Below are 16,027 nucleotides of genomic sequence, written 5' to 3' on the forward strand. Positions count from 1 at the left end.
ATTCAACCACGACAGGAGACAATTAAGCTTTATGAAGCTCAACTGGAAACCCAAAAAACTGACGCTAGTCATCATTCCAGATGCCAACCAATCGGTCGTCAGGTTTCGTATTCCCCATTTATTCGCTTATATCGCTGCAGCATGCCTCTCCGTGCTACTGCTAATTTCTATAATCACTTATGTGATGCATGCAAATACCTTAAAAAAGGCTAGCGCTTTACAAACTAAGCTAACAGGGGCTAACCAGCAATGGAGTGCTGCATTAAATTCCAAAGACAAGGCCATCGAACAATTACAGAATGAAGTTATTCAACTGTCTCAGCAAGCCGAACAAATGAAAACACAAGTCGAAGAGATGAAGAAATTCGAAAGTGATCTCAAATCGATTGCCGGGATCGACGCAAACACAACCGGCACAGCTGTTGCCAGCACGTCATCCAGCAAACAGGATAAACCTGCGGAAGCAGATGGAAAGCTCCCTGCCCTCGACAGCGGCATTGGCGGAAGTCCTAATCCAGCTTCTCAGGAAGACATTATAAAGCTTGGTGAGCAGACGTTAGCTTCCTTCACGGTTCTTAACAGCGAAGTGAAAGAGCTGCAATCCAGCTTAACCGTAACGAAGCAAAAGGTTGCCGATAAGCAGCAATTGCTTCGCATTACCCCAACCTTGTGGCCGACTACCACCAAGGTCGTCACCTCAACGTTCGGCTACCGTACGGACCCTTTTACGCATCGTCCAAGCTTTCATTCCGGCATTGATTTCGGTGCCCGTGAGAATGATCCTGTCTATGCAACCGCAGACGGCAAAGTCGTCAGTACGGGGAAGGATATGTTCCATGGCAACAATATCGTCATCGAGCATTCAAAGGGATTGCGCACTTGGTACATGCATTTAAATAAAATTTTAGTGAACAAGGGAGATACCGTAGAAAAAGGTAGTTCTATAGGCCTAGTCGGCTCCACGGGACGCAGTACTGGACCTCATCTGCACTATGAAGTACTCAAAAATGGGGAAAGCATCGATCCCAAACCTTATCTCAAAGCGATTCGAAAGGATGAATAATCACCATGTTTAAGAAAAAGAAAGACTTCATGAATCCGAATACAACAGATACTTTGATTGGAGAAGGTACAACCTTTGAAGGCCGCATCAAATCAGAAGCAAGCATTCGCATTGAAGGCGGCATTACAGGTGATATCGAATGCGCAGGGGATGTTATTATAGGAGAAAATGGCGTAGTAAAATCCAATATTTCTGCAAGAGACGTTGTACTGGCAGGAAGTGTGCAGGGTAACATCATAACCAAGGGCAAGCTGACAATTACTTCTACAGGTTCCCTTCAAGGCAATATCAGCGCGGCTTCCTTTATCATTGAAGAAGGTGGACTATTCCAAGGAAACAGTAAAATGGACTCGAAAACATCAACAACTGCTCCTCTCCAAAACGGTGAGCAAGAGAACGGGAATAAACCTGCCTCATCCGCAAATGGGGCATTTAAGGGGAATACGGTGGCTATGTAATAGTCTCGCCTAGGTTTGGGGCTAGGCGCATGTTATAATAGTTGGAAATTCATTTCTAACTGATGCAGGAGACAGGGCCTATGAGAGAACAGACGATACTTTTTGATCTTGATGATACGTTAGTGCATTGTAATAAATATTTTGACTTCGTGATTGACCAGTTTATCGATCTTATGCTCACTTGGTATTCTGGGCACGGACTTAGCGCACAGGATATCAAAAAGAAGCAGCTCCAAATCGATCTTGCTGGCATCCACATTCATGGCTTTATGCCGGATCGTTTTCCCAAATCATTTGTTGAGACGTACCAATGGTTTGCCGCACAGTATAACCGTCCAACTAATGTAAAAGAAGAATCATGGCTGATGCAATTAGGCCACACTGTCTATGAATACACGGCAGAGCCTTATCCGCAAATGAACGAAACACTCGATCATCTCCAGAAAGCCGGACACCGACTGTTCTTATACACAGGTGGCGATGCATCCATCCAAATGAAAAAAGTGAAGGATTTGAGTTTAGACACCTACTTTGATGATCGCATCTTTGTTACGGTGCATAAGACGAGAGAATACATGGAAACGATCATGAATGAACAGCGTTTTGATCGCAACCACACATGGATGATCGGCAACTCGATCAAAACAGATGTACTGCCTGCGCTGCATGCGGGTATTCACTCGATTCACATTCCTGTACAGCAGGACTGGGAGTACAACAAAGGAACCATCGACATCACCCCCAAAGGGGCGTTCTATCAGTTGAACTCCTTGCAGGAAGTTCCTGATACCATCCACGGGTATATTCAAAAATGAGAAAGGGACGATTCCAAAGGTTTCATAACCTAGGAGTCGTCCTTTTTGGTATCCGTTAGTCTCTATTCCACCCGATAATCAGGCGGCTACATCGCGTCTGCGGAATATTTCCCAAGAGAGCACATTAAACAATAAGAAGTAGAAGAGCAGAACGGTGATAGAGAAACCAAGCGTCATCCCTTCTGCCAGCGGCTGCCCCTCTAAGTAGGGAGTGAGATCCGTGTTGGCGAATAAGAAATACTTTCCCCAGCTGTATCTCATCAGCAATAGCGTAATAATTTGCCCCGCGAACATGATGAAAATGCTAAGGCCAATGGCTAGTGAAGAACTCCGAAATACGGTCGAGATCATAAAGGCCATCGTCACGATCATGACGAGTTCGATCAGCTTTAGTCCATAAGTTGCAAACACATACACCAGCATATTCCCTTCCTGAACTTGTCCTGCTGCATTTACAGTCAGGTGTGGAAGGCTTAGATTCTGAAATCCGTAGAGGAACCCGTTCACAATCAGAGAAGTAATAAACATCACAATCAGCAGAGTAGCTGCAAATAGAAGCGTTGTTAGATACTTAGACAAGAGAATCTTCGCTCGGCTGGCAGGACGAATGAGCAGCAGCTTAATCGTCCCCCATGTAAACTCACCAGCGACCATATCTCCGGCAATAATCACGGTAAATAACGTAACCATGATGATTAATCCTGCCGCGCTTAAGGTGCCACCCCATAAGGTGTTATCTGTCGGAGGGTAATTATGATCCAACATGTACTGCTGGAGCGCTATGTCCTCCCTCATCTGCTGTTTAAATTTGGCCGGCACATCCGGATTTTCCAGCTCTTTCTGATTGTGCTCAATCGATTCCGCCGCTCTTGTCTTCCATTCTTCATTTGCACTATAGCCCGAATGTGAGAACAGTGCAGCTAATACGACAATGGCAATCAATAATCCACTTAGAATCCAAGTTCGCAGCCTACGATAAATTTTCATCTGTTCATTTCGAATGAGATTAAGCAATCGGATCACTTCCCGTCATTTCTAAAAATTGATCTTCCAGGGATTTGATTGCCGCTCGGATGCCGTAGACCGCAATCCCTGCCTCTACGAATCTTTTGTTCCACGCAGCGGTTTCTTGCTTATCGAGATTCATGATAAGGTCATTCCCAGCTACTTCCACTGTTGCTCCGTGTTCTGCTGCTAATGTCAAAGCTTGATTCATCGACGCCACCTCAAAAGCCACCTGCTGCTTGCCATCCGCTTGAACAAATTCTTTAATCAGTCTGACGTCCACCAGCTTCCCGTTCTGAATAATGGCGACACGGTCGCACATTAACTCCATCTCCGATAGTAAGTGACTGGACACGATGACCGATATCCCATCCTCCCGGGTAAGCTTCCGTAAATGATCACGCAGCTCGCGAATACCTGCTGGATCCAGCCCATTGGTAGGCTCGTCCAGGATGAGTACTGAAGGCTTATGCAGCAAAGCTTGAGCAATTCCAAGCCTTTGGCGCATACCGAGGGAGTACGTTTTGACCTTATCATGGATTCTATTTTCCATACCAACAAGATCAATGACCTCATGAATCCGGTCTTCCTCAATGCCCGGGAACATTCTCGCGTAATGGACCAGATTATGATAACCACTCAGAAACTTGTACATTTCCGGATTTTCCACAATGGCGCCAACATGACGAATCGCTTGCTCAAAATGGGTGCGAATCGAATACCCGCTAATCCGTATATCCCCTTCCGTGATCGACATGAGTCCGACCATCATCCGAATGGTTGTCGTTTTTCCCGCTCCGTTCGGACCCAGAAACCCAAACACCTCGCCCCGCGGCACCTCAAAGCTTAATTTATCAATAATCGTCTTAGAACCGATTCGTTTTGTAATTTGATCGATTTTTACTATCGGCATAATGGCATCTGTTGTTGCCGTCATCCTTAACACTCCCCCTAACTTTTAACCAATATAACCCAATGCTACCCTACCTTAACCGCTTTGCCTAGTAATCTCCCAAAGAATAGTCATAGAGAAAGGTCACAAATCATCACCTAACCTATATGACTGTGCTCACTATGGCTTTTTCCTAATTTTATGTACAATGATCATATAAGATCTTGTGTGAAGGAGTCCTTTTATGATTCAAAGAAGACCTTGGCATGGTGTAGAGTGGTCCCTGTTTATCGTCTTGACCGGTTCTTCGCTGCTTGGCCTACTTTATGCGCTTCTGCATATGCATGAGCATGAACTAACTACCACAATTAAAACGATATTGGCCATCCTCCTGTCCTATGGCGTTCCATTTCTATTCTGGAGACCGGACTACATCAACTCAACTTTCTATCCGATTGCTGTGCTGCTGACAGGTATTCCTCTACAAATCTATCTTTCATGGATGCAGCAGGATGCGTACCTTACTATTAATTGCCCATTAATGGTCATTGGATTCCTCACCGATCGAAAAAATGCTTGGTGGACCGCTCCCATATTTATGGTCGCTGTGCCTGTTGAGTATTTTTTCATCCTACACAGCGGGATGGGGGTTGGCCAATTATTTAGCATTATCTTAAATGCTGTGCTGTTCTTTGCCATTGGCCTTAGCTTACAACGGGTTGTGACTTCGAATGAGAAGACCGAAAAGCTATTAGCCGAGAACCAACGTCAGTATCATTTAATCCATGAGCAAAATAACGCATTAGAGCAGTACGCCAACCAGATCGAACAGCTTACGCTGCTTGAGGAGCGCAATCGGATGGCACGTGAATTACACGATACAGTGGGTCATACGTTTACTTCCGTCATCATGGGGATGGACGCTGTGTCCTACCTGATCGAAACTGCACCAGACAAAGCCAAAGAAAAGCTGGACGTCCTGCGTAGTGTAACCCGCAATGGACTCGAAGAAGTACGCCGTAGCATTCATCAGATGGTTCCCGAAGGCGATATGCTGCTCTCCCAACAATTGACGAGACTGGCCAACGAATTTGCCCTTCATACCGGGACCCAAATCCGATTCAAGACCGTAGGTGAGGAATTCGAAATTCCAAAACAAACCAAACTTTCGCTCATTCGCTGTCTGCAGGAATCGCTAACCAATGCCAAACGGCATGGCAGGGCTTCCACCGTTGAAGTTACACTAACTTACTCCGACGGTTTAGTCGACATTCGCATTGAGGACGATGGCATCGGTACGGAGCAGTTGAAAGTTGGCTTTGGTATCAACGCCATGCAGGAACGCATATTTGCTTTGCAGGGTACGCTGCAGGTAAGCTCCACATTAGGTCAGGGTACTATCGTCCATTGTTCCATTCCTGCCAAACGCTCGCCGACTTTCTAAATCCTTTCCCGTTGGAAGCACCGAATGGTACAATGTGGATACAAACATAAGCAGCGCTTACGATGCCAGTTTTTTCTGGCGAAAAACTCAAGTAGCGCTTACGATGCCAGTTTTTCTGGCGAAAAACTCTAAGGAGGACCCAGCATGAACACGACCCCGCTTAAACTTCTCCTGGTCGATGATCAGGATTTAATAAGAGAAAGCTTACACATCGTACTTGATATGGATCCGGATATTCATGTCGTCGGCTTGGCTGAGAATGGTCACATTGCTCTAAAGCAGTGCGAAGAACAGCAGCCTGACGTTGTACTCATGGACATTCATATGCCTGTCATGGACGGCGTTGAAGCGACCCGCCAAATCAAGGCCGCATGGCCTCAGATTCGTGTCATCATCCTGACTACCTTCCAGGAAATCAGCTATGTCGTTGATGCCCTAGGAGCGGGAGCTGAAGGCTATTTGCTCAAAGCCATTCATCCGAAGGATCTGGCGGCCGGCATCAAATGGGTGCATCAAGGCGGCACACTCATCCCGCAAGATATCGCCAGAATGCTCGTCAAGGAAGCAAGAGGCGCTTCAGATCACACATCGCAGGGTGCCGGAGTCAAAGCTGTGGAAGAGCAGGTTCGGGCCGATACTTATGGACTCAGTGAGCGCGAAGTGCAAGTACTGCACTGTATCGCCGATGGCCTCAATAACAGAGAAATTGCCGAAAAGCTGTTCTTGTCCGAAGGCACCGTGAAGAACTATATTTCCAGCATATACTCGAAAATGGACGTCCGAGACCGCGTGCAAGCATCCAAGAAGGCTCATGAGGAAGGGATGCTATAGATTTCCAGCTGCACTAAAACGGAAAGACCGCTCTTCGGCTAGGAAGATGCGGTCTTTTGTCCTTTTCAACTATCCGAAAAGCTTCTCCAGTAACGACTTTTTTCGTTTCCGAATCTTTCTGTAGCTTTTCACCCTGGAATATGTCGGCTCCTCATTAACCCGTTCAGGCAGTTCATCTGAATAGAGCGTAAACTGTTGGGATTCCTTATGCAAAACTTCGGCATCCATGTCCGTCGGCTGCTGCAGTACCACGATCCCATTCGTCAACTGCTCATGGAGCTTATGTTCAATTTGATATTTAAATTGTCGCAGCAGTTGTTCTTGCTGTTTGTTCTGGAGTTCAAAATGCGCATGAAGCTGTGTTTGAAGATCAGCTACCTGCTGGGAGAGGAGCACAACTGCTTTTTGCAGAGAATGAAGATGCTGTGTACCGATGGGTTTGTCCATTTCAAACTCCTGAAGGTCCTCTCCATTCTCTGCTAGCAGTGCATGCAGTTCCGCCGGCGTAATGAGATCCTCTTTCTTCATGTGCTCCCCTCCAATCCGTACATACTAGGCTTCCGCAGCATCGCGCGCTTACCTGCTCCTTCTATTGTACATGATGTGTATGAATTGTTCACCTTTTGATTCTGTGGGTTAGGCGTACATCAAACATGCAAATAGAATCTTTGGCCAATGCCTCGATTCGAAGTAAGCTCGGAAAACAGCGGATAAATCCCCCACAACTCTATTTCCGCCAAATACGGTGAAAAATGAATACAAACAAAAAGGAAGAAACCCAAACCAAGGGTTTCTTCCTTTTCCACATCTTTATGGTAGATTCGATGATCCCATCAAGTAACGATCAACTTCACGAGCCGCTGCGCGACCTTCGTTGATCGCCCAAACTACGAGGCTTTGCCCACGACGCATGTCACCGGCAGCAAAAACACCATCCACGCTCGTCGCAAACTTACCGTAGTCCGCTTTTGCGTTAGAGCGCTCGTCCTTGACGACGCCGAGTTGATCCAGCACCGTGTTCTCCGGTCCTGTGAAGCCCATCGCGATCAGTACCAACTGAGCTGGATATACTTTCTCGCTGCCCGGAACTTCCACTGGAACGAATTGGCCCTTCTCGTTCTTCTGCCACTCGATGAGCACTGTGTGCAGCTCCTTCAAGTTGCCATTCTCATCCCCCACGAATTTCTTCGTGTTGATTAAGTATTGGCGCGGATCTTCGCCTTGCACCGCAGCCGCTTCTTGTTGACCGTAGTCCACTTTGTGGACTTTTGGCCATTCCGGCCAAGGATTGTTCGCAGGACGAGTGTCCGGCGACTTCGGCATAATCTCAAATTGCGTAACACTCTTCGCTTTGTGACGCAAAGATGTGCCCACGCAGTCCGTACCCGTGTCGCCGCCGCCGATGACGATAACATCCTTACCTTCGGCGGAAATGAACTCACCGTCAGCGTGCTCGGAATCCAGCAAGCTCTTCGTGTTCTTGCTCAGGAATTCCATGGCCAAGTGGACGCCGCTTAGCTCACGACCCTCGATCGGAAGATCGCGGCCTTTCGTTGCACCACCGCAAAGAACGATGGCATCGAACTCCTCTTGAAGCTTCTCAATCGGATAGTTCACACCGACATGAGCGCCGGTAATGAACGTGATGCCCTCGGCTTCAAGCAGGTCCACACGACGCTGAACGTACTTCTTGTCGAGCTTCATATTCGGAATACCGTACATGAGCAGTCCGCCCACGCGGTCTGCACGCTCGAACACGGTTACCCAGTGTCCGGCTTTGTTCAGCTGCGCTGCTGCAGCGAGTCCGGATGGACCCGAACCTACGACAGCTACCTTTTTACCTGTGCGTACTTCCGGAGGCTCAGGTGTAGTCCAGCCTTCATCGAAGCCTTTATCAATAATGGCTTTCTCGATGCTTTTGATCGTAACCGGTGTATCCTTCAGACCTACCGTACACGAACCTTCACATGGCGCCGGGCAAACGCGTCCCGTGAACTCAGGGAAGTTGTTTGTCTTATGCAGACGATCCAGAGCTTCTCTCCATTGACCGCGGTACACCAAATCATTCCATTCCGGAATGAGGTTATTAACCGGGCAACCAGCAGCCATGCCGCTGATCAGCGCCCCTGTGTGACAGAATGGAATCCCACAGTCCATACATCTAGACCCTTGCGTCTGCAATTTATCTTCAGTCAGCGGCGTCGCAAATTCCTTCCAATGTCCAATTCGGACTAGAGGAGCAGCTTCAGTTGCCACTTCACGACTATGTTCTATAAAACCAGTTGGTTTACCCATTTACGTTTAATCCCTCCCAAGAGTATTTCGCCAGAAAAACTGGCATCGGAAGCATCACATGTTTTGCATAAGCAAAACTTACTTCATAGCATCTGATCTGATTCGTTAATTTCCACCGACACGTGAAACGTCCCTCATATTCGCCTCGAAAGCAACCATGACGGCTTCTTGTTGGCTTAATCCAGAGCGTTTCACCTTCTCGATAGCATCAAACATCCGTTTGTAGTCCTTCGGTATAACCTTCACGAACTTCCAAACGTACTCATCCCAGTGCTGAATAACTTGGTGGGCAACGCTGCTATCCGTAAATGTGGCATGATGCTGAATCATCGTTTTCAGTTCGTTCATTTCATACGTTTCTTCCAGCTGCTCTAGGTAAACCATTTCTTTGTTCACCTTACTTGAAAAGTCACCCTTCTCATCCAACACATAGGCGATACCGCCCGACATACCAGCTGCGAAGTTGCGTCCCGTAGAACCCAGAACAACAACACGTCCGCCCGTCATATATTCACAACCATGGTCGCCTACACCTTCGACAACCGCTCGCACGCCGCTGTTTCTTACGCAGAAACGCTCGCCTGCAATACCCCGGATGTAAGCATCCCCGTCGGTTGCGCCATAGAATGCAGTATTTCCAATAATCACGTTGTCTTCGGGAACAAAGTTTGACTTGCTGGAAGGGAAGATCGCCAACTTACCACCAGATAATCCTTTACCAACGTAGTCATTGGCATCGCCTTCCAACGAAAGTGTGATCCCTTTTGGTACGAAAGCACCGAAGCTTTGTCCAGCAGACCCATTAAAATGGAGGCGGATTGTATCGTGAGGTAAGCCGTCCACGCCATGACGACGTGTAACTTCACTACCTACAATCGTTCCGACAACACGATTGACGTTCTTAATTGGCAGGATGGCATGCACATGCTCCTTGCGCTCAATAGCAGGCTCACAAATAGAGAGCAGCTTCGTTACGTCCAAAGAGCGATCCAAACCATGATCCTGCTCCATTTGGCAGAAACGGCCTACATGCTCGCCCATCTCTGGTTGGTGCAAAAGCGGCGATAAGTCGACGCCCTTAGCTTTCCAATGCTCGACAGCTTGCTTAGACTCAAGCACATCTGTGCGTCCGACCATCTCTTCGATGGTGCGGAAGCCAAGCTCAGCCATCATCTCACGCACATCCTGTGCGATGAAGGTCATGAAATTGACCACATGCTGCGGGTCCCCGGCAAATTTCTTGCGAAGCTCCGGATTTTGCGTAGCAACCCCAACCGGACAGGTATCCAGATGGCACACGCGCATCATCACGCAGCCAATTGTAATGAGCGGAGTTGTAGCGAAGCCGAACTCCTCAGCCCCAAGCAGGGCAGCTACGACAACGTCGCGCCCTGTCATCAGCTTGCCGTCTGTCTCGACGACGATACGGCTGCGCAGGTTGTTGAGCACGAGCGTCTGATGCGTCTCCGCCAGACCGAGCTCCCACGGCAGTCCCGCATGACGAATACTCGTCTGCGGCGACGCGCCTGTTCCTCCGTCGTAGCCGGAGATCAGGACAACGTCCGCTTTCCCTTTGGCTACGCCGGCAGCGATGGTGCCAACACCGACTTCGGATACCAGCTTTACGCTGATCCGTGCCCGCGGGTTGGCATTCTTGAGATCGTGGATCAGCTCAGCCAGATCCTCGATCGAATAAATATCGTGATGCGGCGGCGGTGAGATTAAGCCTACGCCTGGCGTAACGCCGCGAACCTCAGCAACCCAAGGGTACACCTTGGTTCCCGGGAGCTGACCGCCCTCGCCGGGCTTCGCGCCCTGCGCCATCTTGATCTGAATCTCGTCAGCATTGACGAGATAGTGGCTTGTGACGCCGAAGCGGCCGGACGCCACCTGCTTGATTGCGCTGCGGCGAAGGTCGCCGTTCGCATCCGGCGTGAAGCGCTCCGGATGCTCGCCGCCCTCGCCGGTGTTGCTCTTGCCGCCGATGCGGTTCATCGCAATCGCAATCGTTTCATGCGCTTCTTTACTGATGGAGCCATAGGACATGGCTCCCGTCTTGAAGCGCTTAAAGATCGACTCGATCGGCTCCACTTCTTCGATCGGGATCGGTTGTCGGCCTTCCTTGAAGCTCAGAAGCCCTCGCAGAGCCATATATTTCTCATCCTCACGTTTGATGAGCTTCGAGAAATTCTTGTACATCGCAAAGTTGTTCGTACGAACGGCTGATTGTAAGGCATGCACCGTTTCTGGGGTATAGAGATGATCTTCTCCATCTCTGCGCCATTGCAAGTCACCGCCGGTATCGAGCACTTTATCACGTCCTTCTTGCTCGGAGAAAGCGCGGTTGTGGCGGATCAAAGCTTCCTTAGCCACAATATCGATACCAATACCGCCAACAGGTGTGTAGGTCCATGTGAAATACGAATCGATGAGCTCTTGGCTAAGTCCAATCGCTTCGAAAATTTGCGCCCCACGATAACTCTGGATCGTGGAAATACCCATTTTCGCCAGGACTTTAACAACGCCCTTCGTCACCGCTTTAATGTAGTTATATGTCGCTTTCTCAATATCAACGCCAACTAGCTGCTTGCGCCCTATCATGTCGTCTAACGTTTCCAACGCGAGATACGGGTTAATAGCCCCTGCGCCATAACCAAGCAGCAAAGCAAAATGGTGCACTTCACGCGGTTCGCCCGACTCTACAAGCAAGCTGACTTTGGTCCGTGTGCCTTGGCGAATCAAATGGTGATGCAGACCCGAAGTCGCAAGCAGCGCTGGAATCGGTGCCTTACGGCTATCCACACCGCGGTCTGAAAGAATGATTAGCGAAGCGCCTTCCACAATGGCTTGATCAGCCGCAGTATAAAGAGCTTGCATCGCACTTTCCAGACCCTCTGTGCCTTCGGCCGCCTCGAATAGTGTAGGCAAGGTAACTGTTTTGAAGCCATCGCGCTTAATATGACGCAGCTTCGCCAGCTCTTCATTGGTGAGGAATGGCGATTGCAAACGTATTTGTCGACAGCTCTCCGGTTCAGGGTTAATCAGATTACGCTCAGGACCAATTGTAGTGCCTTGAGCTGTAATAATTTCTTCGAAGTTCGCATCGATCGGCGGGTTGGTAACCTGCGCAAACAATTGCTTAAAATAGTTATATAACAGCTGCGGTCGATCGGAAAGCACGGCAAGCGGTGCATCCGTACCCATTGAACCAATGGGGTCTACACCCGTTTTGGCCATTGGCTCCAGTGTCTTACGCAGTTGTTCGAATGTATAGCCGAATGCATGCTGACGCTGCAGTACCGTGTCATAGTCGGAACCTAGCACGATTGGCGCATCTTCCAAGTCTTCAAGGGAAACAAGGTGCTCGTTCAGCCAATCGCGGTAAGGCTCTTCGCCAGCGATGCGGCTTTTGATTTCCTCATCAGTCACGATGCGGCCTTCTACTGTATCAACAAGCAGCATACGTCCCGGTCTGAGACGATCTTTGTACAAAATGCGCTCCGGTTCAATATCCAAAACACCTACTTCAGAAGCCAGAACAATGAAATCATCAGTAGTTACACAGTAACGCGATGGACGCAAGCCATTGCGGTCAAGAATTGCTCCAATTTGACTGCCATCTGTGAAAGCAATGGCTGCTGGACCATCCCACGGCTCCATCAGTGTACTGTGGTACTCGTAGAAAGCCTTTTTCTCATCATCCATCGTTTCGTGTTTGGACCAAGGTTCTGGCACCATCATCATCGCTGCATGCGGCAGCGAACGTCCGGAAAGCATGAGGAATTCTAATGTATTATCAAACATTTGTGAATCGGAACCATCAGTATCAATAACAGGAAGAATGCGTTTGAAATCTTCGCCGAATAATTCGGTTTCGCACATAGCCTGACGGGCATGCATCCAGTTCACATTGCCACGCAGGGTATTAATTTCACCATTATGAATCAAATAGCGGTACGGATGTGCACGTTCCCAGCTCGGGAACGTGTTCGTACTAAAGCGAGAGTGAACGAGTGCGAGTGCGGAGTCTACTTTCTCATCTTGCAATTCAATGTAATAAGCATCCACTTGCGCAGGCGTTAACATTCCTTTATATACAATCGTTCTGCTAGACAAGCTAGAATAGTAAAATTGCGATTCACGATGAGATAATTTGATAACGTTTTCAGATAGCTTACGAATGATATATAGCTTACGCTCAAAATCCAAGTTGCTCGTAACGTCTTCACTTTGACCGATAAAGACTTGGCGTACAAACGGCTCTGCTGACTTGGCGGAATCTCCCAAAGAACTGTTGTCCGTTGGAACGGTTCTCCATCCGAGGAACTGCTGCCCTTCTTGTTTGACAATTCGCTCAATTATACTCTCACATGCTTGGCGCGCCTCCAAATCCTGAGGTAAATAAACCATACCGACCCCATAGCTGCCAGCAGCAGGGAGCTTAATATTCTCCTCTTCACAAGCGGACTGAAGATACGTATCCGGGATTTGCATCAATAAGCCTGCCCCGTCACCCGTATTCGGTTCACTGCCTTGACCACCGCGATGATCTAAATTACAAAGGACACGAAGCGCCTGTTTGACGATTTCATGTGATTTGACACCTTTGATATTGGCAACAAAGCCAATACCGCACGCATCATGCTCAAACCCCGGATCGTACAATCCCTGTTTGGGAGGTAATCCAATTTTAGTCATGTTGTGCAACCTTTCTTCCCTCGTTTTTGGTTGTACTCTTCGTCCTTATTGGACGACGGAGTCGTTTACCCTTGGACGCACGCGTTAAAGCGCTAAAAAGTGATGACACGCGAATGCCTATTCCATCAAAACCGCAAATTAATTAGATGAAATATTCTCAATATTTTTTATATTATATTAACACTTGATATCTTATAGTTCAATTCAAAAATAATTAATATGAAAAGGGTTTCATTATAATAGATTCCAGCGTGAAAATAGCAATGCCTGCACACTCCCTTAACGTGTAATACGTCAATGAAAGCGGACGAATCTGAACCGGCTCGATCGTCGATGTCATTCCCAGGCTTCCCGCCATCAGAGATGCCCGATAAGCATGGAAGCCATGCGTTACAATCACCGCTGTCCGATATCCTTTTTCCATCATAATCGCCTGACTGTTCTGTAAATTCTCCATGGTGCTTCGTGACTTCTCCTCTAAAAGGATGGCCCGCTCCGGTACTCCTTTCTCCAATAAATACCGTTTCATCGTTTCAGCTTCGGAGGGTTCACTGCCGCCTATCCCCCCACTGGCAATAATCTTCGGAGCTAATCCGCTGCTGTAAGCCTCCACCGCAATATCTAATCGTTCACGCAAAGCCGGACTCGGCTTGCCATCCCATACCGCAGCACCTAGAATAATGATACAATCACTGGGAGTTCCATGGGAATGTTTCCAAGTATAGTTAACTTTCCAACTCATTAAAGAAAAGTAAATCAGGATGATTAGGAACAATGCGACGAGTATCCAAAGCCAAGTTTTGAGTTTCTTTTTCATAGCCCCATGATAGCAAACTTTCTATGTTTCATGCTATGATAGCTTATACCGCTGCAATGAACATACATCCAGATTCCACAGCCTAGGAGGAACTCTGTTTTGAGTATACAGCATACTTTTTCAACCGGAACGATCTGGGAGCCTCTCTATCAATGGCAAATGAAGGCCCATCCGATTGAAGTTGAGCTTTTCCGGTCGCAGCCGCTGCGCCGTCTGAAGTTTCTACATCACTTCGGGGCATCTGCGCTTTTTTCACCGATGACACATTCCCGTTTTGAACATACCGTAGGCGTCTGGTCATTGATGGCTCACTTTTGCCCAGATGAACCTCATTTGCGTATTGCTGCGCTTCTACATGATATTGGACACTTGCCTTTCTCCCATGCGGTTGAGAGAACACTTGGGTACGATCATCATCAGCAGACTGAGCAATTGATTAGGCGTGGCGTCGTTGCTGATATTCTTATCAAGCACGGCATTTCGCCACCGTCGATTGTGGATATTTTGAATCAAGACAGCCCTCTTACGAATAAAACAACGCTGCTCGGGCTCGATCATCTGGATAGCTTTCTGAGAGATACTTATTATGCCGGACAACAAGTACGGCCACCCTCTGAGATTGTCAAAGGGCTTCGCTTACGCGGTCATTATGTGGAAGCTGACGAAGATACGGCTGCTGCGCTCGTTCATGCGGTTGTCGAAGATCATCGACTCTTTCTGAACCCACAGTTTCTCGCGATGGATGCTCTGCTGGCCAAGGCCGCTGCTCATCACTGCGAGTCAAACCCTGGTATGAAAGAACGTATTCCTTCCCTTATGGATCACGAATTGATCCAGGAGCTTTTGCAGAGCAATAATGCGACTTCCAGGGAAATCATCCATGTGCTAATGTACGAGCCCCAACGGATTCAAATCACAGGGGAGCCTGTTCCAGGCAGTATAGAAGTCAAAATTCGAAAGCCTTACAAGAAACAGCCACTGATCGGCAACAAGCTCGCCTCAGAAGCAAGCTTTCAATCCGCCGTCAAGCTGGCAGAGCTCGATAGCATGACAGCCACTTACTTTTTTACCATTTAAATACTTACATTTATTTCATCCGCAGAGGGGAATGGCCCAGCTTGGCAAAATTGTATTTCCGTTACGGAACAATGAACAGTGGTAAATCAATTGAAGTTTTACGAGTCGCTCATAATTATGAAGAACAAGGAAAGAAAGTACTGCTTCTCACGTCCGTCGTAGATGATCGTTTCGGGGTTGGCAAAGTCGTTTCCAGAATCGGCATGCAAAAGGTCGCTACCGTCGTCGACAAGAACTTGGATATGATTGCACTCGCGAGTAGAGAACGCCCAAACTGCATTTTGGTTGACGAAGCGCAGTTTTTGAATAAAGAGCAGGTTGCTCAATTAATTGAAATTGTGGACGAATTGGATATTCCCGTTATTGCTTATGGGCTCAGGGCTGATTTCATGGGGAAATTATTCGAAGGAAGCGATGCCTTATTAGCTGTAGCTGACACGATTGAGGAGATCAAAACCGTCTGCTGGTATTGCGACAAAAAAGCGATTATGAATATGCGCTGCAAAGACGGGGTGCCGATCTTCCACGGCGAACAGATTCAAATTGGCGGTAATGAAAGCTATGTACCTGTGTGTCGTAAATGTTATGCATCTAAACGGAAGTCTTCACAAATTTAAAGGCTATACCTATCT

At 47.9% G+C, this 16,027-nt stretch carries 13 protein-coding genes; 7 read left to right on the forward strand and 6 right to left on the reverse strand.

The features are described 5' to 3' along the window. Positions 1 to 31 precede the first annotated feature (31 nt). The 3 genes from QFZ81_RS29840 to QFZ81_RS29850 all read left to right on the forward strand — a co-directional run bounded on the left by QFZ81_RS29840 (position 32) and on the right by QFZ81_RS29850 (position 2,336). Positions 32 to 1,063 (forward strand): peptidoglycan DD-metalloendopeptidase family protein, encoded by a 1,032-nt coding sequence (locus QFZ81_RS29840; RefSeq protein WP_307438659.1) that lies wholly within the window; start codon positions 32 to 34, stop codon positions 1,061 to 1,063. Positions 1,064 to 1,068: 5 nt separating this feature from the next. Then, a complete protein-coding gene (locus QFZ81_RS29845) occupies positions 1,069 to 1,521 on the forward strand; it encodes a bactofilin family protein (protein WP_307438657.1) in 453 nt (150 codons plus the stop codon). An 80-nt stretch (positions 1,522 to 1,601) separates the two neighbouring features. Beyond that, positions 1,602 to 2,336 (forward strand): HAD family hydrolase, encoded by a 735-nt coding sequence (locus tag QFZ81_RS29850; RefSeq protein WP_307438655.1) that lies wholly within the window; start codon positions 1,602 to 1,604, stop codon positions 2,334 to 2,336. A gap of 78 nt (positions 2,337 to 2,414) precedes the next feature. On the opposite strand, the gene QFZ81_RS29855 is transcribed toward QFZ81_RS29850, so the two are convergent. Then, positions 2,415 to 3,359 (reverse strand): ABC transporter permease subunit, encoded by a 945-nt coding sequence (locus QFZ81_RS29855; protein WP_307438653.1) that lies wholly within the window; start codon positions 3,357 to 3,359, stop codon positions 2,415 to 2,417. Further along, the gene (locus QFZ81_RS29860) at positions 3,343 to 4,278 is read right to left on the reverse strand and encodes an ABC transporter ATP-binding protein (RefSeq protein WP_307438651.1); all 936 of its coding nucleotides are present in this window, start codon (positions 4,276 to 4,278) and stop codon (positions 3,343 to 3,345) included. Before QFZ81_RS29860 ends, QFZ81_RS29855 begins: the two co-directional genes overlap by 17 nt. Positions 4,279 to 4,477: 199 nt before the next feature. Between QFZ81_RS29860 and QFZ81_RS29865 the strand changes: the two genes are divergently transcribed. Beyond that, positions 4,478 to 5,677, forward strand: coding sequence for a sensor histidine kinase (locus tag QFZ81_RS29865; RefSeq protein ID WP_307605669.1), 1,200 nt, complete (start codon positions 4,478 to 4,480; stop codon positions 5,675 to 5,677). 144 nt (positions 5,678 to 5,821) lie between these two features. Beyond that, entirely contained in the window at positions 5,822 to 6,508 is a 687-nt protein-coding gene (locus QFZ81_RS29870) for a response regulator transcription factor (RefSeq protein WP_307438648.1), read from the forward strand. Between the two features lie 69 nt (positions 6,509 to 6,577). On the opposite strand, the gene QFZ81_RS29875 is transcribed toward QFZ81_RS29870, so the two are convergent. The 4 genes from QFZ81_RS29875 to QFZ81_RS29890 form a co-directional block, all read right to left on the reverse strand. After that, on the reverse strand, positions 6,578 to 7,036 hold the full coding sequence (locus QFZ81_RS29875; protein ID WP_307605670.1) for a hypothetical protein: 459 nt from the start codon (positions 7,034 to 7,036) through the stop codon (positions 6,578 to 6,580). A 282-nt stretch (positions 7,037 to 7,318) separates the two neighbouring features. Next, positions 7,319 to 8,803 carry a glutamate synthase subunit beta gene (locus QFZ81_RS29880; protein WP_307605671.1) on the reverse strand — a complete coding sequence of 495 codons (1,485 nt, stop codon included), beginning with the start codon at positions 8,801 to 8,803 and terminating at the stop codon, positions 7,319 to 7,321. Between the two features lie 105 nt (positions 8,804 to 8,908). Continuing rightward, complete coding sequence (gene gltB / locus QFZ81_RS29885) at positions 8,909 to 13,501, reverse strand: glutamate synthase large subunit (protein ID WP_307605672.1); 4,593 nt, start codon at positions 13,499 to 13,501, stop codon at positions 8,909 to 8,911. A gap of 214 nt (positions 13,502 to 13,715) precedes the next feature. Beyond that, positions 13,716 to 14,318, reverse strand: coding sequence for a YdcF family protein (locus tag QFZ81_RS29890; protein ID WP_307438640.1), 603 nt, complete (start codon positions 14,316 to 14,318; stop codon positions 13,716 to 13,718). Positions 14,319 to 14,417: 99 nt separating this feature from the next. Between QFZ81_RS29890 and QFZ81_RS29895 the strand changes: the two genes are divergently transcribed. Continuing rightward, a complete protein-coding gene (locus tag QFZ81_RS29895; RefSeq protein WP_307605673.1) occupies positions 14,418 to 15,395 on the forward strand; it encodes an HD domain-containing protein in 978 nt (325 codons plus the stop codon). Positions 15,396 to 15,436: 41 nt separating this feature from the next. Continuing rightward, complete coding sequence (locus QFZ81_RS29900; protein ID WP_307438636.1) at positions 15,437 to 16,012, forward strand: thymidine kinase; 576 nt, start codon at positions 15,437 to 15,439, stop codon at positions 16,010 to 16,012. Positions 16,013 to 16,027 lie beyond the last annotated feature (15 nt).

The sequence above is a fragment of the Paenibacillus sp. V4I9 genome (assembly GCF_030817295.1).
In the GTDB taxonomy this organism is placed as follows: domain Bacteria; phylum Bacillota; class Bacilli; order Paenibacillales; family NBRC-103111; genus Paenibacillus_E.